Raw genomic sequence first — 24,085 nt, forward strand, 5'->3', positions numbered from 1 at the left:
AAAGTTACAAAAATATTTAACTATAATCCATTTGTAAGTGAAGAATATCACAATTCGAGTAATCGCATTGACAGTATACAGAAGCATTGATTTCTGTTCTAATCCGAGTAACGTTAGATCTTTTAATCAAGATAACAAGGTGCAAGTAATGAAGTGTTTATGCATAATAGTTCATTGGAATTCGTATCTTATACTAGTTAAACAATAGATCATGCAACGTAATTGGCCTCAACTAAATCATTTTCATTCAGTGCCGGGTGATAAAAGTTCAGGAAAGGTTCTTGAAACAATTAATGCCCTTTGGGAAGTGTTATTGTTGGAAAATCCTATTGATGAGACATTAGAGGAATTGATAAGGATACTGCCAAAAGGATTGGATAAACCGGATTTAGTTGGTATTAGAGTATTCTATAAGAAATGTATAGCAAAAACAGATCATTTTGAAGAAACGGAATGGGGGCTTACAGAGCGTTTTACAACCATTGACGGTGAGAAAGGGGCAATTGATTTGTTTTATTTAAAGGAACAGCAAGAACAGGATGAAGGTCCTTTTTTGCGCTCAGAACGCCTGTTAATTAATCAGGCAGCCCGTATGCTAACCAACTATATTAATACCATTGTTGCGGAACGCAATCATACCGAATCGTTGGAGCGTTTAAAAGAGTTATCAACCATTAACCAGACAACCCGGATCATAAATCAGGGAAAATCTATTGATGATGTGCTACAGCAGATCGCCTTTATTCTCCCTTCTGGCTGGCAATATCCCGAATTTGCAGTAGCTCGTATAATATATGGAGATAAAGATTATGTGAGCGAGTATTTTGTAGAAACAGAATGGGTGCAGACTCAACGCTTTAAAACAACAGATAATACAGCGGGTTCAATCGATGTTTTTTATACCAGAGATTTTACTTTTTACTCAGGCGATCCATTCTTAAGTGAGGAAAGAGATTTGTTAATTAACCTGGCGCGATTAATAACCGATTTTATAAATAGCCTTATTGCACAAAAGGAGAAGCAGGCTCGTCAGGAAAGGGTAAAAGAATTAAAAACCATCAACGAAACTTCTCGCATAATAAGTTTACAAATGCCAATAGATTATACCCTCAGTCATATTGTTGAGTATATTCCGGCAGGCATGCAACATCCCGAATATTCGGTAGCTCGCATCGTATTTAACGGCGAGGAGTATCTAAGCTCTGGTTTTGTTGAATCACCTTGGCTTCTGCGCTATTCGTTTGAAACAATTAATGGTAAAAAAGGACTGATTGAGATTTTTTACTTATTAGAATTGGCCAAGACACAGGAGGAGCTTTTTTTGAACGAAGAAAATGACCTGATATCAAACCTTGGTAATTTGATTGTTGGCTACCTCAATAGTTTAGAAGCCCGTAATTTAATGGATAAAATCCGTCGTCCTTATACCCATATTAAATCGTCGGATAAAAAACAGGAGAAGAAATCATCTTCAGTAAAGAAAAGTAAGCATCTGTTGCAGAATTTCATGCATAAAAATAATGCTGCCCGTGATATCTACCATGACCTTATGCCTTTTAGAGTGAAGGAAATTTTGCTGGTTGCCAATTTATACGATGCTTATGCCATCGAAAATGAAGGAAGATTTTCGGAACAGATAATGGGTAGTTTTTATCAGTTGCACTTGTCATCACTGCCTCGTGTAACGGGGGTTACAACCTTTGAAGAAGCCATTGAAAAACTCAATGAGAAGCACTTTGATTTAATAATTGTAATGGTAGGGGTGGAGAAAAAATCACCCGTCAACTTAAGTAAAATGGTGAAGAAAGAGTTTCCTTATATTCCCATTTTTATGTTGCTCAATAACGATACGGATATTCCATACTTTCAAGCCCGTCAGCGAGAGTTAGGAGTGTTGGATGAAATATTTGTTTGGAACGGTGATTCTAAAATGTTTTCATCGATGGTTTATCATTTGGAAGATAAAGTGAATGTTGAAAATGATACAGAGATTGGTCTGGCCAGAGTTATTTTGCTGGTGGAAGACAGCGTTCGTTATTACTCAAAGTATCTTCCATTGTTATATGCCAGTGTGTTAGAGCAAACGCATCGGTTGATTGATGATGTACAAGGTGATGAATTATATGCCGTGCTTCGGTTGAAGGCTCGTCCCAAAGTGCTACTTGCCACCAATTACGATGAAGCATTAACCATTTTTGAAAAATATAAAGATTATCTGTTGTGTTTGATTTCGGATGTTGAGTTCTCTCACAATGGAATAATGGATCCTAATGCAGGATTCGAACTGGTTAATTATGCCAAAGAGCAGATAAAAGATCTACCGGTTATTTTGCAAAGTTCTAAAATAGAGTATTCGCAAGATGCTTACGAACTTAAAACGGTTTTTATAAATAAGTATAGCGAAAGCCTGATGCAGGATATTAAAACCTTTATCAGTCACTATCTCGGGTTTGGGAATTTTGTATACAAGGATGCGAAAGGGAAGAACATTGCCCTGGCACGCAACCTGAAAGAATTTGAGCATCATTTACGAAAAGTACCCATTGAGTCGGTTGAATATCATGCCCGTAAGAATCACTTTTCGCTTTGGCTTATGGCACGAGGCGAGTTTAAGATTGCAAAAATGATAGCGCCCTACCGGTTGAGTGATTTTGAAAATGCGGAAAGTGTTCGAGCTTATTTATTAGATATTATTCAGTCGCAGCGAGAAGAGAAGAGTCAAGGGAAAGTGATTGATTTTGATGAAGTTGACGTTTTGGATGATAGTAATATAGTCAGCATGTCCGGTGGATCGTTAGGTGGCAAAGGCAGAGGTTTGTCCTTTATAAATACCTTATTATATAATTTTGATTTTGAGGCTCATGTATCGGGAATAAATATTCGGACACCACGAACAACTGTTATCGGCACTGATGAATTTGAGTTGTTTATGGAGCGGAATAATTTTCACGAACTGATATTTCGAGAACTTAATTATCAGCAAATTAAAAATATTTTTCTTGAAGGTGACTTATCTGAAAATCTAATAGTTCGTTTAAAACGTTTACTCACTATTTTCTCAACTCCCATTGCTGTTCGATCATCAGGTTTATTGGAAGATAGTCAAAAACAGCCTTTTGCCGGTGTGTTCGAGACCTATCTTTTACCCAATAATCATCCTGATGAAGATGAGCGTTTGGAGCAGTTATGTAATGCTGTTAAACTGGTTTTTGCATCTGTTTTTAGTGATACCGCCAGAGCTTTTACCGAAGCGGTTGATTTTAAGGTTGAAGAAGAAAAGATGGCAGTTATTATTCAGGAGGCTGTTGGTCGGCAATATCAGAATGTATTCTATCCTCATATTAGTGGAGTAGCACAATCATACAATTACTATTCATTCGGTCATATGAATCCGGAAGACGGATTTGCAGTGTTGGCACTTGGACTTGGTAAATATGTTGTGGATGGAGAGAAGTCCTTACGATTTTGTCCGGTCTACCCTGAGTTGGATAATAACAGCCCAAAAGATCAATTTAAGAATTCTCAAACAGAGTTTTATGCGGTAAATCTTGACAACTTTCATCTCAACCTTTTAGAAGGGGAAACGGCTGGTTTGGTGCGTTTGGACTGTATGGAAGCGGAGATACACGGAACTTTAAAGCATTTGGCATCGGTTTATAATCCCGATAATGAAACTATTCAGCCAGGATTAGATCAGCCCGGACCTCGTATTCTGAATTTTGCTAATATACTTAAGTACAATTATATCCCGTTGGCTAAAACTATTGAAGTTGTATTAGATGTAGTAAAAGAAGCTATGGGATCGCCTGTTGAGATAGAATTTGCTGTAGACCTTAAAAAAGACGGTCGTGGAAAAGCTACCTTTTATCTGCTTCAGATAAAACCTTTATTAGGAGGGGCCCAGAATTATTCCATTAACATGAGTCGTATCGATGAGAAAAAAATAATTCTGCAGTCAAATCAGAGTATGGGTAATGGTAAGAATAAAACAGTAAAGGATATTATTTATATCAATATTAACAGTTTCGACAAGTCTAAAACCAAAGCGATGACTCAGGAGATTGAAGTTCTAAATCAAAAGATGAAATCTCAAAATAGGCATTATATATTAATTGGTCCAGGCCGATGGGGCACACAGGATCCATGGATTGGTATTCCTGTTTCGTGGACACAAATATCAAATGCTACTATGATTGTTGAAACAGATTTGGAAGACTTTCCTTTAGAAGCCTCCGGAGGTTCGCACTTTTTTCATAATGTAACTTCAATGCAAGTGGGGTATAGTTCAATCAATCAAGGAGGAAAACATGATTTTGTTAGGTGGGATGTTTTAGATCAACAAGAAGTAGTGGAGCAAACTAACTTTTTTAAACACATACGGTTTAAAAATAACCTTGTGATTCGTATGGACGGACGAAAAAGAAAATCCATTATAACATATAACGAAGGTTGTGAAAATACTTAGATTTAAGTTATACTTGAATGAATATTTACCCCACAAAGTAACTGAAAGCAGATTTATGAAGAGCCATTTCGATATAAGACAGAGTAATTATTTTACGGAAACACAGTTTAGTCACCTTATGCAACGCCGCATACATAAAGTGTTGCTGATATGTAGTGGTTACGATGCCTTTATGCTGGAAGAGGATGGCCGTATTGATGAACAGATATTTAATGAATATGTGTCATTAAACCTTAGGTATCCGCCTCAGTTTATTCATGTTGGATCTGCCGAAGAAGCTTTTAATGTACTAAAAGAGCAAAAGATTGATTTGGTAATAACCATGCTGAGTATAGGCGGTATGGATCCGTTTGAGATGGCTAAGAAAGTAAAAGAGCGTTACGAATTTATTCCAATTGTAGTATTGACTCCATTCTCGCGGGAAGTTTCAGTGCGCATGAGGCGTCAGGATACCAGTGCTATTGATTATATTTTTTGTTGGTTAGGTAATGCTGATATTATGCTGGCTATCATTAAATTGATAGAAGATGAAATGAATGTTCAACATGATGTGGAAGAAGTTGGTGTCCAGTGTGTTTTGCTGGTGGAAGATTCAATTCGTTTTTATTCTAGTTATCTGCCTTTGATTTATCGTTTGATATTAACTCAGGCCAAAAAATTTATGGATGAAGGCTTAAATGAGCATCAGAAGATGATGCGAATGCGTGGTCGTCCAAAGATTCTATTGGCACGAACCTACGAAGAAGCATTAGAACTTTATCAGAAATACAACGATAACCTCTTGGGTATTATTTCTGATGTATCGTTTGAAAAGGAAGGAGTAAAAGATACAGAGGCAGGTATTAAGTTTGCTAAAGTGGTAAAAAGAGCAAACCCTTATATGCCCTTTATTTTACAATCATCTAATAAAAGTCTGGGCGAAGTAGCCAAAGATCTCAGAGTTGGGTTTCTTTATAAACACTCATCTTCTCTTCTCCGCAAGCTAAAAGAGTTTATAAATACCTACATGGCTTTTGGGGACTTTATTTTTATTGATCCTGTTACCGGCCAGGAAGTCTGCAGGGTAAGTAATTTAAAGGAATTGCAAGAGAAACTTTTTCAAATACCAGACGAAACACTGTTTTATCATTTTAAGCGAGATCATGTTTCAAAGTGGCTTAATGCCAGGGCTTTGTTTGCAGTGGCTGAAGTGGTGAAATACTTAAAAGTGGAAGACTTTGCTGATTTAGAAGAAACAAAAAAGTTTTTGTTCGATACCATTGCCAGCTTCCGCTACAGTAAAGCACGAGGTATCATCGCTAAATTCTATCGTGAAAAATTTGATGAGTATCTCACCTTTACACGTATTGGTGATGGCACTATTGGAGGAAAAGCCCGTGGACTGGCGTTTTTGAATATGCTGATAAAGAAACATCAAAGCTTAAATACCTTAACCGATGTATTGGTTACTATTCCTCGAACAGTTGTTTTAAGTACCGATGTTTTTGATGAGTTTATGGAGGTGAATAAACTTTACCCCATAGCATTGTCTGAGGCTTCGGATGATGAGATTATGAAGGCTTTTGTTGCTGGTCAGTTGCCGGAACGCATTCATGGCGACCTTTTAAAATTCATGTCAATTATTCAGGGACCTATTGCCATTCGTTCATCAAGTGTATTGGAAGATAGTCACTATCAGCCTTTTGCAGGGATCTATTCTACCTATATGATTCCCAAAGGAGAGGATCAAACAGTGGTGCTAAATCAATTATGCGATGCTATAAAATGTGTTTATGCCTCAGCTTTTTATCAGTCGAGTAAACGATACATGGAAGCTACCATGAATGTGATTGACGAAGAGCGAATGGGTATTGTTTTACAGGAAGTGGTTGGTCAGCGACATGGTGATGTTTTTTATCCTACTTTTTCAGGCGTTGGTAGGTCGGTTAATTTTTATCCGATCGCACCAGAAAAGGCTGAAGATGGTATTGTTAACGTAGCCATGGGGCTGGGTAAGCATATTGTAGAAGGAGGAATGACCTTACGTTTCTCACCCAAATATCCACAGAAGATTCTGCAGTTGTCAAGCCCTGACCTTGCAGTCCGCGAAACACAAAAAAGTTTTTATGCACTGGATTTAAATGCAGACAGTTTCACTGCTTCAGTTAATGATGCAGTGAATATTAAAAAGCTAAATCTGAAAGTGGCAGAAGAGCAAGGTACTTTGCGTTGGTTGGGATCGGTGTATGATTATAATACACATATGATTAGAGACGGATTAATGGCTAAAGGTTTGCGCCTGGTTACCTTTGCTAATGTTTTAAAATATGATTCTTTCCCATTGGCTGATATCATGCGAACGGTTCTTGAGATTGGGCAAAAGGAGATGAATCAGCCTGTTGAAATTGAATTTGCTGTTGACCTGCAGACTCCACATGGGCAACCACCTGTTTTTTATTTATTGCAGATTCGTCCTATTGTTGATAGTAAAGAAACAATTGAGGAAAATCTGGAAGAGATGAATCCAAATGACGCTTTAATTTATTCCAATTCAGCTTTAGGAAATGGTGTAATCAATGGTGTTGAAGATGTAATTTATATAAAGAAAGAAGGTTTTAATCCGGCCAATAACAGCAAATTGGTTCCTGTATTTGAAAAGCTGAATGCACCTTTTCACGACAATAATAAGTCGTATATTCTCATTGGTCCGGGGCGATGGGGCTCACAGGATCCGTGGTTGGGGGTGCCGGTTAAATGGACGCAGATTTCGGCAGCTCGTGTGATTGTTGAAATGGGTTTGGAAGATTACCGTGTTGATCCAAGTCAGGGTACGCACTTTTTTCAGAACCTGACAAGTTTGCGAGTGGCTTATTTTACTGTAACACCTTCTATTGGAGATGGATATTTTAATATTGATTACCTTAATAGTTTAGATGCTGTTTATGAGGATGAATATATCCGCCATGTCAAACTACATTCAGAAGGAACTATAAAAGTGGATGGTCAAAAAGGAATAGGAGTGGTAATGCTGCCTAAAAAAGCTGAAGTTGATTAGTGGGAAGGGCATTCTCCAGTTCAAGAAGTTTCTTTTTTGCACTTAATCCACCGGCATATCCTGTTAGTTCTCCATTACTTCCAATTATACGATGACATGGAATAATTATTGAAATAGCATTAGCTCCATTAGCCGAAGCAACTGCTCTTATAGCTTTTTCGTTGCCAAGTAGTCTGGATAAACCTAGGTATGTTTCCGTTTTCCCAAATGGGATAGTCAATAATGCATTCCAAACAGATTTCTGAAAACTGCTTCCGACTAATTCTAAAGGTAAATCAAATGATTGTCTTTCCTTTCGAAAGTATTCATCCAATTGAATAACGGTTGACTTAATAAGATCAGTTTCTTGTTCGATATAATCAGCTTCAAGTCCTTCTTTGATTCGCTTATCGATAGAATCTCTCATTTTTCGATATCGCCAATCACACAGACATAACTTTCCCATATAATCACCGATGATTAGTTCTCCGATTGGAGAGTGATAATATTGGATAGAGATAGGAAGCATTGATTAAATCATTTTCTTAAACAGGGTGCCAATTGTTTTTAACAGGTTGTCTTTCTGAATAGCTTCCAGTTCTCCTTTATCTAACCAAATGCCATGGCAAACATCACAATAGTCAAAAACTACTTTTTTATCTCGTTGGTGCTGATGTTTTGAAAGAGTAGGGTGTAGATTACAACTAGGACATTTTAATTTTTCCAGCTGCTGTTTCTTTGTAGGAATATTTCTGATTTCTATAATTGATAGTTCAACAAGGTTTTCAATTTGCTGTAATTCTCCTTTATCGAACCAGGTTCCACCGCATGATGGGCATGAGTCAATTTGTATAGATCCTGATAAATCATTAATTGTTTTTTCTTCAAGAAGAGAGTTGCATCTGGGGCAGTACATGTAAAGCTATATTTTGAGGTTAGTATTAAAAGTAAGGGGTAAATATAGCTATAATCTTCATTTTAATTTATCTGGAATTGTATACTTGTGATTCTTAAAGTTTATGATTGTTCATTTTCATTTTTTAGATCTTGTTTCACCTCCTGAATAAGTTCATCCAGCTCCTCTGGTTTAATTTTGTTCTCCTTAGCAAAGAATGAAACCAGATCTTTAAATGAATCCTGAAAATAGGTCGACATCATTCGCGACATAAATTGCTTTCTGTACACTGCTTTTTCAACAATAGGAAAGTATTCATAACCTCTTCCTACTTGCTTAAATCCAACATATTTCTTGTCGGCCAGCGATCTTACAATAGTAGATACTGTGTTAATAGCCGGTTTTGGTTCGGGCATTTGTTCTACAATGGCTTTCACAGTGGTTCGACCCATTTCCCAAAAACGATGCATCATTTGCTCTTCGGCTTTGGTCAGTTCTTTCAGTTTCATATATAAAAAGTCATTTCTTTATCACCCCAACCATTTAGGTTGGGGCTATATTTTATTTCTTAATTAAGAACAAAGTTGATTGGAACAGTTAAAGTAACATTAACATTATCCCCATCTTGTTTACCAGGTGTCCATTTAGGAAGACTTTCAACAACTCTTAAAGCTTCCTGATCTAATAATGGATCAACACCTTTTGCCACTTCTACATTACGAACATAACCATCAGCTGAAATGACAAATTTAATATAAACTCTGCCTTGAATCTTCTTCTCTTCAGCTTCTTTGGGGTAAGTTACATTCTGACTTATAAATTCTCTCAAAGCCTCTTCTCCACCCGGGAACTCGGGCATTCCCTCAACAACATAATAAATTCTTCCTTTTAAATTTTCAGATGAAGCAACTGTTTCTGAATCGTTATCAATTATGGTTGATTTCTTTTCCAGTATTTCAGGCTCTGAAGATTCCATTTCCTTCTGAATATCTTCTGTATTGCATGAGAAAATGATACTTGAAGCAAATAAGGTTGCAAATGCAAAAAGTGGAAATATAATTCTTGTTTTTAATGTTGTTTTCTTCGACATCATGTTAAATCTTTTTTTGGTTAATGATTCATTAAAATTATTTACGGCCAGTAACTTATGGCCCGAAACTTCAGCCAGTAAAAGAGCCTTATAGCGCCCTAATGAAACGCCTTGCTTTAATACTGACTGATCGGCTTGAAATTCATGGGTTTCTTTCAAGGCCTTTTTTATTAACCATGCAAATGGGTTAAACCATTGGGTTATGAGAAATAGCTCCAAAATGATAATATCCATGGTGTGGAGATAATTTGCGTGAGCTTTCTCATGGTTGATTACATGTTGTAGTTCTTCCTTGCTATAATGCGCAGGATTGATAAATATCCATTTAAAAAATGAAAAAGCATGATATGGATTATCGAGTTCAATTAATCGAATGTCGTTGTGCTTTGTGTTTCTGTTTTGTTTGCCAATTATACTTAGCTTAAAATAAGCCATAAAGAGTCGGGCAAATAAAAGAATCAAACCAATGAAGTAAATCCATTGAAAAGCTGAAATGTTAGAAATAAATGAAACAAGACCGTTTTTTGCTTCTTTTGGGTAAATTGATATCTCCTCTATAGTCAACCCAAGAGTTTTGGCTTCTGAAACACTACCTGAAAACTGTGGAAACGGAAGGTTAATAAATGGAATAACCGTTGCTAACAGAAGGCTAATCAGTAAAAAGAAACGATTAAAACTAAAGGTGTTCAAGCGAGATAAAAAAGTGAAATAAATTCCCGTCATTATACCTAAAAAAAACGACGACTCAACTAAATAATTAATTACTAAATGCATACTTCCAAGTTTCTAAAAAGAATACTTATTCAAATTAAAGCAGGTAGAATATCTTTCATGATTCAGCTTCAATCATGTCCGTTACTCGAGATGCGCTGTGGAACAAGATATTCTGCTGCTTAGATAAATGAGTGTAAAAAGTTTCTGATTATAACCCATATCAATCGGAAAAGTATTTCAACTGCATTTATAGTTCAAACATAAGGCTTAAATTTAATAAACAAAAATATTCGACTATAAATTTAGTTGAATTGTGATGAGGTTGGAATTAAGATTCAGTATATCAGATTAAAAGAAGTGTAATAAAAAAGGAGCTGAATAGTTCAGCTCCTGTGATTCGTATTGCTACTCCTGGTTAGAGGTAATCAATAAGAATCTATCATCTATTCCCCTTTTTTGCTTTCCAGCATCATTAAAAATGCATATTCCATGGCCGTTTCTTTATATCGTTTAAATCGCCCGGAGGCTCCTCCGTGGCCGGCTTCCATATTGGTATGCATTAATAACAATTTAGAGTCGGTTTTGTTAGCGCGCAATTTGGCTACCCATTTGGCCGGTTCCCAATACTGAACCTGAGAATCAAAAAGACCTGTTGTAACCAGAATATTGGGATAATTTTGTGCTTCAACATTATCGTATGGTGAATAAGATAACATATAATCGTACGACTCTTTGTCTTTTGGATTACCCCACTCATCAAATTCGTTGGTGGTAAGTGGAATTGTTTCGTCCAACATGGTGGAGACAACATCTACAAAGGGAACGGCAGCAATAATTCCATTGAATAATTCAGGTTCCATATTAACAATTGCCCCCATTAATAATCCACCGGCACTTCCACCCATGGCATACATATGTTTGGGCGAGGTATAGTTTTCTTTAACCAGAAAATGTCCGACATCAATAAAATCAGTAAATGTGTTAATCTTATTCATCATTTTACCATCGTCGTACCATTCACGTCCCATCGATTGACCTCCTCTGATGTGTGCAATAGCATAAACAAATCCTCTGTCTAACAAACTCAGTCGTGTTGAACTAAACCATGGATCGATGGTGTTACCGTATGAGCCATACCCATACAATAATAAAGGAGCTTGGCCATCTTTTTTATAGCCTTTTTTGTAAACAATGCTAATTGGAATTTTTTCCCCATCACGGGCTGTTGCCCATAAACGTTCGGTTTTGTATTGTTCAGGATCGTGCCCCCCAACAACCTCTTGTACTTTTTTGACCGTTTGGGTTTTACTAGTCATATTGTAATCGATGGTAGACACTGGTGTCGTTAATGAGCTGTATCCATATCTTAAAATATCTGTGTCAAACTCTGTATTAGTGCTTATATAGGCAACATAGGCCTGTTCACCAAAATCAAGATAATGCTCTTCGTGTGTTTGCTGGTTGATAACACGCAGGTTGGTTAAAGCATTAGACCTTTCGCTTAAAACCAAATAGTTTTTAAATACTTCAATGCCATCAAGCAAAACATCTTTCCGGTGCGGAATCACTTCTTTCCAATTGCCAATTGAAGTGGCATTGACAGGAGTCTCCATCAATCGGAAATTAACCGCATCATTATTGGTTAGAATGTAAAATTTGTCTTGGAAGTGCTCAATGCTATATTCATGAGCTCCATTTCTGGGTGTAAATTGCTTAAACTCTCCTTCCGGATCGTCAGCTTTCAATATTTGATAATCAGAAATTAATGTGCTGTTATTGTAAATGATGATGTAATCATCCGATTTTGATTTATATACGCCAATGTAATACGAAGGATCTTCCTCGTGATACACCATCACATCATTACCAGAAGTATTTAATTTATGTCGCCATATTTTTTCACTTAGCAACGATACTTCATTTTTGGTAGTATAAAAGAAAGTCTGGTTATCGTTAGCCCATGCTCCACCCGGTTCACAATTCTCTAATTGATCATCCAGAAATTTTCCTGTTTCCAGGTTTAAAAAGCGGTAATTGTAAATTCTGCGACTTAAAGTATCTTCTGAGAAAGCCAAAATTTTATTATCAGGACTCACTTCCATTGATGCGACCGCATAATAGTTATGTCCTTTGGCTAGCTGGTTAACATCCAGTAATACCTCTTCTTTGTTATCAAGTGTTTCTTCCTTTCGATAATAAACCGGATATTCCTGCCCTTCTGTATATTTACTGTAATACCAATAGCCGTTTTTATAGTAAGGAACTGATTCATCATCTTGCTTAATGCGACCAACAATCTCATCGAATAAGTTCTTTTGCAGGCTTCTGGTTTTATGCATAACAGTGTCGAGGTATTTATTCTCTGCTTCAAGATAGTTTAATACCTTTTGGGTCTGTTCATCTTTTACTTCGGCACTTTTTTGTTCATCGGTCAGTCTCATCCAAAAATAAGGATCTATTCTGGTATGATCATGGATGGTAATGGCTGAGTCTTTTTGCTCGGCAATGGGTGCCGAAGGTATTTGATTAGGATACAAATCTTTTTGTTTTTTGTTGTTGCAGGCACTGAGAAATAGCCCTAAAATTAGGATAAATACAGTTGTTTTCATTAAGATCAGATTTAGGTTGTTAAAACAAATTGGGTTTAAAAGTGGTGCATTAAAACCGATGTTTATGTTAATAGCCATACAAGTATAATCAACACTTTTTAATTAGATTATAAAAAATTCAAATATTTCTTGACAATTCAAAAATATTATAAGATTATTTCTTTCCTTTAGCTCACAAAAAAAGTAAAATATTTTGATTGTATTAACTTGTTATTTAGTGATATAATAAAAAATGAAGAGTGAAAGCAAAATTGTTGTTGGAAGCGAAGAATGGTGTGCATTACCACAACTGAATATTCCGGCAATCAACGTTCGTGTTGATTCAGGAGCCAAGACATCTGCGTTACATGCAGTGAATATAATGCCGTTTAAGAAAAATGGCGAACCATGGGTGAGTTTTGAGGTTCATCCTTTGCAAAACGATGGACGAACTACTGTTTATTGCGAGGCTCCGGTTATTGATAAACGACGTATAAAAAGCTCCAGTGGATTGGGTGAATTACGTTACGTGATTAGAACAACCATATCAATTGCCGGTTCGTCATGGGATATTGAAGTAACTCTTACCAACAGGGTTTCAATGGGCTATCGAATGCTGTTAGGTCGTCAGGCAATGGCGGGTATTATGCTGGTTGACCCGGAAGCATCATGTTTATTAGGAAGCCCAACAGATGATGTACTGGTGGGTTATTATATGGATCAGAAGAAAAAGCCATCAGGATTAAATATTGGTGTGTTGGCAAGTAATCCCGAACTGTATAGTAACCGTCGTATTATTGAGGCCGGAGAGGAAAGAGGCCATAATATGGAGTTTATAAATATAAAGGATTGTTACATCAAGTTAGATGGCAAAAATCCGGAAATGCACTATCGAGGTGGTCGTTTGTTAAATCAGTTTGACGCTATTATTCCACGTATCCGCCCCAGCATGACTTTTTATGGATGTGCATTAACACGTCACTTCGAGGCTATTGGGGTTTATACCCAAAATAGTGCATCTGCCATTGCTTCGTCGCGCGATAAATTGTACTCTTTACAATTATTGATTAACAATGGTTTACCTATTCCTACCACTGGTTTTGCTAATTCGCCATTGGATACTAATGATTTGATTAAGATGGTGGGTGGAGCTCCATTAATAGTGAAATTATTGGAAGGAACGCAAGGTAAAGGAGTTGTTTTGGCCGAAACTAAAAAGGCTGCTGAAAGTTTGATTAATGCGTTCAAGAGTTTGCATGCTAATATTTTGGTGCAGGAGTTTGTGAAAGAAGCCAATGGAAAAGATATTCGTTGTTTTGTGATTAATGGAAAAGTGGTAGCCAGCATCATGCGAATTGCAGCTCCCGGTGAGTTCAGGGCTAACATACATATGGGAGGTTCGGCTCAATTGGTGAAAATTACTCCGGAAGAAAGGAAAATAGCCATATTGGCTGCTAAAACCATGAACCTGAAAGTGGCGGGTGTTGATATTATTCGTGGAGAAAATGGACCATTGCTTTTAGAAGTTAATTCATCACCAGGATTGGAAGGTATTGAAGGAGCTACAAGCAAGGATATTGCCGGAATGATGATCGAATCTATCGAGAAGGACTTGCATAAAAGTAATCGCAAGAAAAAGTAAGTTGTTGAAAATGAAAATAATTAATTTCATCTAAGTAGATGAACCTGATTCTTAGAAAAGCGAGTGACAGGGATCTCGATTTTCTCGATCAATTAGAGCAGGTTGCCTTTTCGGAAGCACAGCAAAGTTCAAGACGAAATATCAAGAAGGGAATCAATAGTGATTTTCAGGAGATTTTAATTGCTGAGCAAAAACACAAAAAGACACCGGTTGGTGCCATTGTGTTGTTCAAATACAGCCATACTCTTCGAATATATTCCATAGCAATCTTGCCTGAGTTTCAGGAAAAGGGCTATGGAGCCTTTTTGATGGATTACATTCTGGATTTTGCCATAAAAAGTCAGATGGATGTTATTTCGCTGGAAGCTGATGCCAATAATACAAAGCTAATTGCCTGGTACGAAAACAAAGGCTTTGTAACAAAAGAGCAGAAAGAAGATTATTATGGCGTAGGTTTACATGCGGTTAAGATGGAATACCATATTGAGGATTCCAGTAGCGAAAAGGGCATAAAAAACATCATTGTCATTAATAAGCCTCATAACTGGCCATTCCCGGATGTAAATGCGAAAGTAATAACGGTTAAGGATTACATTAATCAACCCGAATATCAGAATAATTCTGATTTGCGTGTGTTTAATTTATGTAGCTCGTATAAGTATCAAAGTTATGGGTACTATGTTTCGCTATTGGCTTCGGCTCGTGGTCAAAGAGTGATGCCAAGTACAACAACCATTCGCGATTTTCGGATTTTGAATGTGATTCAAACGGCTACTTATGATATTGAAGAGTATATCAACAAAGCCTTAAGAAAGATTGATGGCAGCACTTATTCTCTTAATGTGTATTTTGGGCAAACCAAGAATAAAGAATTCAAAAAGCTTTGTTTGAAGTTGTATCAACTTTTTGAATCGCCTTTATTCAAGGTGGTTTTTGTAAAACATGAAAAGTGGCTGATTAAAGATATACAGGTGCTGACATTGGCTAAACTTCCGGCTGATGATTTGGAAAATGTATACGAATTTGCCAGAAGACATTTTAATAAGAAGAGGTACAGCATACCAAAGCTAAAGAATTACAAGTACGATCTGGCCATATTAACCAATCCCAATGAAGCAACTCCGCCTTCTTGTCCGGAGGCTCTGAGGAAGTTCAAGGATATTGCCAATAAAAAAGGTTTGTTTGTTGAATTCATTACCAAATCAGATACCGATCGAATTAATGAGTTTGATGCACTGTTTATTCGCGAAACAACCAATGTTAACGATCATACCTATGAGATTTCGCGAATGGCATATGCCGAAGGTTTGGTGGTAATGGATGATCCATGGTCAATCCTGAAATGTTCCAATAAGATTTATCAGAACGAAACATTCAGACGACATCGTATTCTAACACCTAAAACACTGGTTTTTACCAAGAACTTGTTTGACAACTCAATGTTGGATAAGCTGACTTTCCCTTTGGTATTAAAACAGCCCGACAGTGCTTTCTCGTTGGGAGTAACCAAAGTGGAAAATAAGGAAGAAGCAGTTTCAGCCTTGAAATCGCTCTTTAAGAAATCTGATATGGTGGTTTGTCAACAGTTTTTGTATTCCGAGTTTGACTGGAGAATTGGAGTGTTGGACAATAAACCTCTCTTTGCCTGTAAATACTATATGACGAAAGGGCATTGGCAGATTTATAACTGGCAAAGTGATGAACAGGATCAGAGTGGTGATTCTGAAACTTTAAACATCGCTGACGTACCTGATAAGGTTATTCAAACGGCATTGAAAGCATCTGCCTTGATTGGGGATGGCTTGTATGGTGTTGATTTGAAAATGGTAGGTGATAAAGTTTATGTGGTTGAGGTGAACGATAACCCGAATATTGATGCCGGTATCGAAGATTTAATTCTAAAAGATGGCCTGTATGAAAAGGTTATTGATTCTTTTATCAACCGAATTGAAGTAGCTAAGAACATACAGAACATCGAGTTCGGAGGAAAATAGAGGTAGAGCGGTAATAATATAACAGAATATGATTGTATTTGACTATTTTTACCGCGCTTAGTTTAATAATGAATAAAAAGCCAAATAGTAAGTCAATGTGTACTACAAAGGAGCAGCTTCTAATGTTCCTTTATATTTTCTCAGAGCTATAAAGCCTTTGGGAACCTTCTTTTATAATCAATAAATCTTATCGTTTTACTTAAACCTGAGTTTAGAATTTTATTTCAAATTCAGGTTAATAACTCCACCTTAATGGGAGAATATTATATTTGGCTTAATACGCTTGTAAACAAGTGTAAAAGCGATTATTCAGCCTGGCCTGAATTGAAATGGCTGAATCCATACGAAGCATTTGAATCACTGGAGCTTCGTAGTGCATTAATTGATCAATCGAACAAAAGTTCATTGTTCAAACAAACCAAACCATATCATAAGCAGATATCTAAAGGTTGCCAGATTTGCGGTGAAGGCAGCTGGAGTTGCCTGTTTATTACCAACCAGTGTAATGCCGCTTGTTTTTATTGTCCGGTATCGCAGAAGCAAGATGAAACACCCGGAACACAAGGACTTGATTTTAATACACCAGCCGAGTTTGCCAATTATGTCAATCGTCTGCAGTTTAAAGGTGTAAGTTTTAGTGGTGGAGAGCCTTTACTATATTTCGATCGCACATTGGCTTATTTGAATGAGGTTCGTAAAAAATGTGATAAAGATTTATACGTTTGGGCCTACACCAATGGAATTCTGGCCAACAGAGAAAAGATGGAATTGCTGGCAAAGGCCGGATTAAATGAAATTCGTTTTGACATTGGTGCTACGGGTTTTAAGCTGGATAAAATAGCTTTTGCCAAAGGCCTGATTCCTAATATAAGCATCGAAATACCTGCTGTGCCCGAGGAGAAAGAGCGTTTGAAAGAGTTATTGCCTCAAATGATTGAAGTGGGAGTAACTAATCTTAATTTGCACCAATTGCGTCTTACTCCGCACAATGTAAAACATCTTTCAAAACATGATTATACCTATATTCCAGCAGAACGTCCAATTGTATTGGAGTCGGAGCTAGCAGCACTGGAGATTATTCAATATGCCAGAGAAAATGATTTGAATATTGGAATCAACTATTGTTCTTTCTTCTATAAGCATCGTTTTCAAAAGGCAGGTTATCGTCGACAGTTGGCGCAGGCTTTGCAAATAAATAGCAGTGAAATAACTGAAAACGGATATATTCGCATTCTTTCAGATAATCATATAGAGTATCGCTCGGTTAAATTATTTGAGAAGCAGCCTGAAGGTTTGGAGACTCAACCGTTGGTAATTGCTAATAAAACTTATTTCATTGCTAAACCTTTACTATTTACGGAGAAAATTTCGCCTGCCGAAAAAGAAATGATTATCAGAATGATTAGTGAAAAAACGGCTGTCATTCCATCCGATCCTTTCTTGTTTAAAGTGTGGCAGAAAGAATATATTGAAGAAGGGTTGAGGGAGTTTTAGAAGTTATAAACTCCCAGCCCATCTATAATTTATTTATCTTTACGGGAGATGAAACAGATGTTCGACATATTTAAACTGGCTCCGGAAGATGTGGCTCGTATTGCGGCATCAGAGAATGAAGCTCATGTGCACAATTACGAAGAATTATTAGTGGGAGTGAAAGGGACTGTTGAACATTTCATCGACTTTGATTCTAAGCTGATTGAGGCTCCTTTTATAAGTTTTGTTGCCAAAGGAAAAGTACATAGGGTTGTTCCGGGCTTGCAAAATGGTGAGTGTGAGATTTGGGGCATACGCTTTAGAAGTGAGTTTATTGCTGAAACCACTTTTCAATTGTATTCCATCTATCACGATAATGCTAATATGGCACTTCCGGCCGATCGTTGTTTTATGCGCCTTGACACTTTGTGTCAGTTGATGTTGGATGAAGTGAAAGCAGAAGAGCCCGACTACAGTGTAGTGCGTCATCTGCTCAGTGCTTTATTTACTATGATTGAAGCTGAACGAAGAAAACTGGCTCCTGAAGAGGTGCAATCCATCAAAAGCCAGAGTACTACTTTTAAAAACTTTTTAAAAACACTGGAGGAGAACTTTCGTCGACCTGAAGGTGTAGAGTTTTATGCCGAGAAGTTATTTATGAGTAGTCGCAATTTAAATATCATCTGTAAAAATATTCTTCAGCAGAGTGTTTCTGAAATCATCGAGACACGAAAATTGATTGAAGCCAAAAGCCTTTTATTAACTACTGATAAAACCATTGCTGAAATCGGTTTTGAACTGGGCTACAGCGAGAAATCGTACTTCTCAAATGTGTTTAAAAGACGTGAGGGACAGACTCCCGGACAGTTCAGGAAAGAAAAAAAGACCCTTATTTCCTAAAATCACAACTCCTTTTCCGAATAGTATTACCACTTGCCTTGTTGTTTGTTGCAATTTTGCAGTGTACAATTAATCAATGCTTGATTAGTTGTTAGACAGAAGTCAGAATTTAGTGATATGCAATGTTGATTAATCAATTTGCCGATTGATTAGGGGGCAAAACGAAAATTCTCTCTGTCTTAAATATTAAAACAAATAATAAAAAAATAATAAGATGGAAACTACAGGAAAAACAGTATGGGTATTAGATCCAACACACAGTGAAGTAACTTTTAAAGTGAAACACATGATGATTTCAAATGTAAAAGGCGAATTCAAAGAAGTATCTGCTAAAATTGATGGCGAAGATTTCGAAACTTCAAAGATTACAGCAACTCTTAATGCAGGTTCAATTTTTACCAATAATGATGACCGAGATAATCACTTGAAAAGTGCTGATTTCTTTGATGCGGAAAAATATGCAACCTTATCGTTTGAAGGTACTGCTTTTGATAAAGTGGATGATGATGAATACAAACTAACTGGTTTGTTAACTATCAAGGATGTAATTAAAGAAGTAACTTTTGATGTTGAATTCGGTGGAATTGGTAAAGATCCATGGGGAAATGAAAAGGCCGGATTCTCGTTATCAGGAAAAATTAATCGTAAGGACTGGGGATTGAACTGGAATGCAGCTTTGGAAGCAGGTGGCGTATTAGTGAGCGAAGAAGTGAAAATACAGGCTGAAGTACAGTTTGTGAAAGAAACAGAATAAAACCATCGTTTATGAAACGACGTCATTTTATCAAAACAGTATCAGCCCTTACAGTAACAGCAGCAACAATGAAACTAAACGCAATAAATCAATTAGCCAACTCGGGAAAAAGTACGCAGGCCATGCCACTGCTTTTCCTGGGGCACGGTAGCCCAATGAATGCTATCGAAGACAATGCTTTTACGCGAGAGTTTAAAGCCGTTGCCGGAAAGTTTGAGAAGCCTCGTGCAATTCTGGTCGTTTCGGCACACTGGGAAACCCGCGGAACATTTGTAACCGCTATGGAACATCCGCCAACCATTCACGATTTTGGTGGATTCCCGCAGGCTTTGTTCGATGTGCAGTATCCTGCACCGGGCAGCCCTGAATTAGCAAAAGAAACACAACAACTGATTAAAACAGCTGATGTAGGATTGAATGATCAATGGGGATTAGATCATGGAGCGTGGAGTGTGATACGTCATATGTATCCCGATGCGGATATTCCGGTGGTTCAATTAAGTCTTGATTACACACAAGGAGCACAATATCATTATGAATTAGGTCAGCAGTTAGCCGCATTGAGAGAAAGAGGAGTATTGATTGTGGGGAGTGGCAACCTGATTCATAACCTGCGAATGGTAGCATGGGATAAGCTGGAATTGTCGGAGTATGGGTACGACTGGGCCTTGGAAGCTCAGGATAAAATGAATCGTTTTATTTTAGAAGGTGATCATCAGTCATTAATCGACTATCGAAAACAAGGAAGAGCTTTTTCATTATCCATTCCAACACCCGATCATTACCTGCCATTACTATATGTATTGGGCTTGAAAGACGAAAAAGATAAACTATCTCTCTTTAATGATAAAGCCGTGGGAGGCTCATTAAGTATGACTTCCGTTTTTATCAACAAAGAATAAGACCAGACAAGAATTGAGTTAGCAAATATAGAGTGAACACCAAAGATCCGATTTCATTAATTTGAGATCGGATCTTATTTTTTTACCACTTATTCATATGTACATTTTCGGGCTTCCATTTGTCTTTAGGCTGATCTTCGCCGGTTGGATAACCCACCGCAATTACATTTAATGGTGTAATATGTTCGGGTAATTGTAATATGTTTTTCACGGTGTTAACTCTTTCAGCTCTTGGAAACACACCTGTCCAGACAGCTCCCAGCCCCATGCTTTCTGCCCCTAATAAAATATTATGTGTGGCGGCCGAACAATCCTGCACCCAATAATCCCGAAGCTCACCATCCAGGGCTTTGGTGCGATCTCCGCAAACGGCTATGGCAGAGGTGGCCTGTTTCAGCATTTTAGCATATGGTAATGAGTCGGCCAACTGATCCAGCAGAGCTCTATCGGTAACAATCATAAATGCCCAGGGTTGTTTGTTCACTGCAGTTGGAGCCGCCATACCGGCTTTTACTAGTTCGGTTAATTTTTCTTCAGCAACCGGTTGGTTGGTATAATGACGCACACTTTTTCGATTATAAATGGTTGATAAAGTTGGATTAGGATGAATAATGGGTTGAAAGTTAGGTGTAGCATTGGGCACAAATTGTTTGTAGATATCACCTGCATTAGCTAAATGCTGACCGTAACCAAAGTAGGCACCTTCGGAATAAGCAACCGGTTGCAATGCCGATATATCAACATGACCGTCTTTATCCAATAAGTTTTGATTAACCTTTGTATCCATCACTTTGCCAATGAACTGACGGTGCGATCCGAGATCTATCATCTCACTTACTTCGCATTCAATTACAATAGGGAATTCTTCGATGTAAGGTGCATTTACAAAATCACCTTTTACCGGAGTCAGGTTTAGTTTCTCAAATTTGTTTTCATCATGTCCTGAAAAGGTTCCTGCATAGTCGGTTTCTGCCACATAGCGTGCCGAAGGTACATTAATAGTAAAACTTCCGGTAGCCATAATATTTTCGTAGGTTTTGCGCGACGGGCGAATAGATACTGCAATACTTATTGGGTCGGAATTGGCAATGCCTGCCCAGGCTGCAGTCATAATATCGGGTTCTCCTTCATCACTGTACGACCCAATTACTAAAGCTGGCTTGGGCATAATCAAACCTTTGGGGCCAACTGATTTTTTAATTGAATTTACACTGTCAATAACAAAACTCTGCGATGAAGAATTTGTAGTTGGTTTGGTCTGAACCTGCTGGTGATCTGCATTATTTAACTGAAAAACCAGAACTACAATAACAGCAGCTAACACAATATTTAAAAGAGAAGCTTTATTTTTCATTGTTTTTAATTTTTGCATTTGAGAATAGCGATGGAACCGAATCGAGTAAACAACCTGTTGGGCATAGTTGACACCAGGGGCGGTTAAAGAATAACGAAAGGATGACAATCAATATTCCTGCTCCAAGCATAAAGTAGGAGGCAACCGCAAATGAAAAGGCGATAAAGGGTTCCATATTAGACAATGGTAATGTGAATCCAAGCAGAAGACTTACCCAAATATAGGTGAGGTAAATGTTGCGGATGGTAAGAGTACCTATTTTAACAGGAAATTTTCTCTTTTTGAAAGGCGAAATTTTAGTGCTTAATACCTGTAACGCTCCCATTGGACAAAGAAAATTACAATAGTATTTTTTGTGTCCGGCAATAGCCATAGCGATGGATAAAAGTAAAATTACTATTAAAACAGGATTACTTTGCCAGGGAAAGCCATGACTCAGCCAGTTGTGAAAGACCTCCAGCGATAGCATTTGTTTTAACCAAAGCCCCATAATACCCAGAATCGCTACTAAGTAATAGAGATAAATCTTTTTGTGTTTGCGGCGCAACACCATGTTTAATGATAGTAGTACCAGTAATAAGGACATGACAGTTTGAAGAACAAAAGTCCATGAGATTTTGATTTGTTGTTTCTCCAGTAGCAAATAGTTGCTAACTGTTTTTTGAACATTGCTTATAATAGCATTACTGCTTCGGCTGGCACCGGTGATGGCATCAACCTCAGTTAAAATCAGCGTTGTGTCTACATCTGATCCGTTCCACGATTCCAGCAAATGCTTATCAACCACATGTTCGATGTAATCAGCTGTCTCGTTGTTTTTAAGTAAATAAACACCAAGTACCTTTTTGTTATTATTGATGGCAATTAATATAGGTATATTGCCTACATAGCCTTGCGAGCGAGCATCCAGTTCATCAGAAATCAAGGCATAACCAATGTGGTGATTGCTGGCATCAAGAACCGAAAGACTATTATCGCTGTTTGTTTTGAATGATGTAGCTTTAGGAAACGGTTGCTGAATGTTGGATAGGTCATAAACAGGCTCTTCGGATGGTTTGAGCCATTCGAATTTTGCACCTCCGGCAATGGCAACAGCTGTTAGTAATAGTACAAAAACAATATAGTTATAAATACTATTTCGTGAGATTTGCTTACGCATATAGGTTCATTTTGTAGGAATCCAAAAATACACGTAGCTCATCTTTCGTGCAAAACAAAGCTTGTTAAAGCAGAGTTAAAATTGAAATGAATAAACAAAGCTAAGTGTCGCTTAGTACTCAAGCATAGCTTTTATATCTTGATAATAACTTCGACCGCTGGTTATTTTTGTTCATAAAATAATTTGGTTGACAATAAACCTTATGTATTTAATTAACTTGCAAATAAAAAAATGAACCTTACTCTAACTGAAAAACTTTTATTACTTGCACTCGACGATGAAAAGGGTGTTTTTAATCCTTGGGCAAGCGGCTTCGAATATGCTCTGGCTGGTAGTATTTTGCTGGAAATAAGTATGGTTGGTAAAATTGAACTTACTGACAAGAAGATAAAACCCATTTCCAATACCCTTATTAATGATGACTTGTTAATGCCTTATTTAAATATGATAAGCCATTCGGGTAAAATACGTAAAATTGATTATTGGATAAGTAAAATGGCAAATAAGGCTAGTGATATTAAAGCTGTTTTAACAGCCCGTCTGATAAAAAAGAGGATTCTGCGCGAAGAAGAGAAAAAGATATTATGGATTTTTACATCTAAAAGATATCCTGCCACTAACTCAAAGCCCGAAAACGAAGTGCGTCGGCAATTAAATGCAATTGTTGATAACAGGGCAACACCCGAAATGGAAGACCTGATGTTGATAAGTCTGGTTGACGTTTGTAGCCTCAATAATGAAGTTTACGGAAAAGAAAAGGCTAAAGCTTCTAAAAAAAGAATAAAAAAACTGGTTGAGCAATCAAAAACCAATGCAATGATTAATTCAACAGTTAAGGAAATTCATGATGCAATAATGGCAGCCGTTGTATTAATGATAGCTACTTCTGTTGTTACTACTAACGTTTCAACTGGTAGTTAACTTTTTATGGGGGATTATTGTCTAAGTTGTTGAATTTTAGTATAAAAAAGTCAGAAATATTATTTGAATTTAATGATCCTATTAATCAAAACGTTGTGGGTGAGCTTTAAATAAATTTAATTTATCTGGAAACCAACTGCTGCCTTATACGTACCCATTCAAATATTAAAACCTACAATTACTATTGAAGAGCTTAGCTAGTTGTTGAGTTATTCTAAGAT

At 37.2% G+C, this 24,085-nt stretch carries 16 protein-coding genes; 9 read left to right on the forward strand and 7 right to left on the reverse strand.

Features of this window, described 5'->3' with window-relative positions; translation table 11 throughout:
• Nucleotides 1-211: 211 nt before the first annotated feature.
• Nucleotides 212-4,465: a PEP/pyruvate-binding domain-containing protein gene (locus KEM10_RS06060; RefSeq protein WP_212214798.1), complete on the forward strand. Its 4,254-nt coding sequence runs from the start codon at nt 212-214 to the stop codon at nt 4,463-4,465.
• A 55-nt stretch (nt 4,466-4,520) separates the two neighbouring features.
• Nucleotides 4,521-7,499, forward strand: coding sequence for a PEP/pyruvate-binding domain-containing protein (locus tag KEM10_RS06065; protein ID WP_212214801.1), 2,979 nt, complete (start codon nt 4,521-4,523; stop codon nt 7,497-7,499).
• Here the strand turns inward: KEM10_RS06065 and KEM10_RS06070 are convergent.
• The 5 genes from KEM10_RS06070 to KEM10_RS06090 all read right to left on the reverse strand — a co-directional run bounded on the left by KEM10_RS06070 (nt 7,477) and on the right by KEM10_RS06090 (nt 12,786).
• Nucleotides 7,477-8,007 (reverse strand): methylated-DNA--[protein]-cysteine S-methyltransferase, encoded by a 531-nt coding sequence (locus tag KEM10_RS06070; protein WP_394369426.1) that lies wholly within the window; start codon nt 8,005-8,007, stop codon nt 7,477-7,479. The two genes, KEM10_RS06065 and KEM10_RS06070, sit on opposite strands and share 23 nt — an antisense overlap.
• A gap of 3 nt (nt 8,008-8,010) precedes the next feature.
• Nucleotides 8,011-8,394, reverse strand: coding sequence for a TFIIB-type zinc ribbon-containing protein (locus KEM10_RS06075; RefSeq protein ID WP_212214808.1), 384 nt, complete (start codon nt 8,392-8,394; stop codon nt 8,011-8,013).
• Between the two features lie 101 nt (nt 8,395-8,495).
• The gene (locus KEM10_RS06080) at nt 8,496-8,882 is read right to left on the reverse strand and encodes a BlaI/MecI/CopY family transcriptional regulator (protein WP_244825589.1); all 387 of its coding nucleotides are present in this window, start codon (nt 8,880-8,882) and stop codon (nt 8,496-8,498) included.
• Between the two features lie 59 nt (nt 8,883-8,941).
• Nucleotides 8,942-10,237: a M56 family metallopeptidase gene (locus KEM10_RS06085; RefSeq protein ID WP_212214812.1), complete on the reverse strand. Its 1,296-nt coding sequence runs from the start codon at nt 10,235-10,237 to the stop codon at nt 8,942-8,944.
• A 383-nt stretch (nt 10,238-10,620) separates the two neighbouring features.
• Nucleotides 10,621-12,786: a S9 family peptidase gene (locus KEM10_RS06090; RefSeq protein ID WP_212214819.1), complete on the reverse strand. Its 2,166-nt coding sequence runs from the start codon at nt 12,784-12,786 to the stop codon at nt 10,621-10,623.
• Between the two features lie 232 nt (nt 12,787-13,018).
• Between KEM10_RS06090 and rimK the strand changes: the two genes are divergently transcribed.
• The 6 genes from rimK to ygiD all read left to right on the forward strand — a co-directional run bounded on the left by rimK (nt 13,019) and on the right by ygiD (nt 20,430).
• Nucleotides 13,019-14,407: a 30S ribosomal protein S6--L-glutamate ligase gene (gene rimK, locus KEM10_RS06095; RefSeq protein WP_212214822.1), complete on the forward strand. Its 1,389-nt coding sequence runs from the start codon at nt 13,019-13,021 to the stop codon at nt 14,405-14,407.
• 38 nt (nt 14,408-14,445) lie between these two features.
• Nucleotides 14,446-16,401 (forward strand): GNAT family N-acetyltransferase, encoded by a 1,956-nt coding sequence (locus KEM10_RS06100; protein ID WP_212214823.1) that lies wholly within the window; start codon nt 14,446-14,448, stop codon nt 16,399-16,401.
• Between the two features lie 252 nt (nt 16,402-16,653).
• Nucleotides 16,654-17,895 carry a radical SAM protein gene (locus KEM10_RS06105; protein ID WP_212214827.1) on the forward strand — a complete coding sequence of 414 codons (1,242 nt, stop codon included), beginning with the start codon at nt 16,654-16,656 and terminating at the stop codon, nt 17,893-17,895.
• A gap of 48 nt (nt 17,896-17,943) precedes the next feature.
• Nucleotides 17,944-18,774: a helix-turn-helix domain-containing protein gene (locus tag KEM10_RS06110; protein WP_212214830.1), complete on the forward strand. Its 831-nt coding sequence runs from the start codon at nt 17,944-17,946 to the stop codon at nt 18,772-18,774.
• A 214-nt stretch (nt 18,775-18,988) separates the two neighbouring features.
• Entirely contained in the window at nt 18,989-19,528 is a 540-nt protein-coding gene (locus tag KEM10_RS06115; protein WP_212214833.1) for a YceI family protein, read from the forward strand.
• 11 nt (nt 19,529-19,539) lie between these two features.
• The gene (gene ygiD / locus KEM10_RS06120) at nt 19,540-20,430 is read left to right on the forward strand and encodes a 4,5-DOPA-extradiol-dioxygenase (protein ID WP_212214842.1); all 891 of its coding nucleotides are present in this window, start codon (nt 19,540-19,542) and stop codon (nt 20,428-20,430) included.
• Nucleotides 20,431-20,512: 82 nt separating this feature from the next.
• On the opposite strand, the gene KEM10_RS06125 is transcribed toward ygiD, so the two are convergent.
• Together KEM10_RS06125 and KEM10_RS06130 are read right to left on the reverse strand one after the other, a co-directional pair.
• Nucleotides 20,513-21,784, reverse strand: a complete 1,272-nt coding sequence (locus tag KEM10_RS06125; RefSeq protein ID WP_212214843.1) for a flavin reductase — start codon at nt 21,782-21,784, stop codon at nt 20,513-20,515.
• Nucleotides 21,774-22,943 (reverse strand): FMN-binding protein, encoded by a 1,170-nt coding sequence (locus KEM10_RS06130; RefSeq protein ID WP_212214844.1) that lies wholly within the window; start codon nt 22,941-22,943, stop codon nt 21,774-21,776. The genes KEM10_RS06125 and KEM10_RS06130 overlap by 11 nt, the downstream gene beginning before the upstream one ends.
• Nucleotides 22,944-23,174: 231 nt before the next feature.
• Here KEM10_RS06130 and KEM10_RS06135 point away from each other — a divergent pair, with 231 nt between their 5' ends.
• Nucleotides 23,175-23,864, forward strand: coding sequence for a GOLPH3/VPS74 family protein (locus KEM10_RS06135; protein WP_212214845.1), 690 nt, complete (start codon nt 23,175-23,177; stop codon nt 23,862-23,864).
• Nucleotides 23,865-24,085 lie beyond the last annotated feature (221 nt).

This window comes from Carboxylicivirga linearis (assembly GCF_018271995.1).
GTDB lineage: Bacteria > Bacteroidota > Bacteroidia > Bacteroidales > Marinilabiliaceae > Carboxylicivirga > Carboxylicivirga linearis.

Bases quoted from the DNA above. Each gene is read 5' to 3' on its own strand.
- KEM10_RS06060 (WP_212214798.1), top strand. From the start codon at position 212: ATGCAACGTAATTGGCCTCAACTAAATCATTTTCATTCAGTGCCGGGT.
- KEM10_RS06065 (WP_212214801.1), top strand. From the start codon at position 4,521: ATGAAGAGCCATTTCGATATAAGACAGAGTAATTATTTTACGGAAACA.
- KEM10_RS06070 (WP_394369426.1), bottom strand. From the start codon at position 8,007: ATGCTTCCTATCTCTATCCAATATTATCACTCTCCAATCGGAGAACTA.
- KEM10_RS06075 (WP_212214808.1), bottom strand. From the start codon at position 8,394: ATGTACTGCCCCAGATGCAACTCTCTTCTTGAAGAAAAAACAATTAAT.
- KEM10_RS06080 (WP_244825589.1), bottom strand. From the start codon at position 8,882: ATGAAACTGAAAGAACTGACCAAAGCCGAAGAGCAAATGATGCATCGT.
- KEM10_RS06085 (WP_212214812.1), bottom strand. From the start codon at position 10,237: ATGCATTTAGTAATTAATTATTTAGTTGAGTCGTCGTTTTTTTTAGGT.
- KEM10_RS06090 (WP_212214819.1), bottom strand. From the start codon at position 12,786: ATGAAAACAACTGTATTTATCCTAATTTTAGGGCTATTTCTCAGTGCC.
- rimK (WP_212214822.1), top strand. From the start codon at position 13,019: ATGAAGAGTGAAAGCAAAATTGTTGTTGGAAGCGAAGAATGGTGTGCA.
- KEM10_RS06100 (WP_212214823.1), top strand. From the start codon at position 14,446: ATGAACCTGATTCTTAGAAAAGCGAGTGACAGGGATCTCGATTTTCTC.
- KEM10_RS06105 (WP_212214827.1), top strand. From the start codon at position 16,654: ATGGGAGAATATTATATTTGGCTTAATACGCTTGTAAACAAGTGTAAA.
- KEM10_RS06110 (WP_212214830.1), top strand. From the start codon at position 17,944: ATGAAACAGATGTTCGACATATTTAAACTGGCTCCGGAAGATGTGGCT.
- KEM10_RS06115 (WP_212214833.1), top strand. From the start codon at position 18,989: ATGGAAACTACAGGAAAAACAGTATGGGTATTAGATCCAACACACAGT.
- ygiD (WP_212214842.1), top strand. From the start codon at position 19,540: ATGAAACGACGTCATTTTATCAAAACAGTATCAGCCCTTACAGTAACA.
- KEM10_RS06125 (WP_212214843.1), bottom strand. From the start codon at position 21,784: ATGAAAAATAAAGCTTCTCTTTTAAATATTGTGTTAGCTGCTGTTATT.
- KEM10_RS06130 (WP_212214844.1), bottom strand. From the start codon at position 22,943: ATGCGTAAGCAAATCTCACGAAATAGTATTTATAACTATATTGTTTTT.
- KEM10_RS06135 (WP_212214845.1), top strand. From the start codon at position 23,175: ATGAACCTTACTCTAACTGAAAAACTTTTATTACTTGCACTCGACGAT.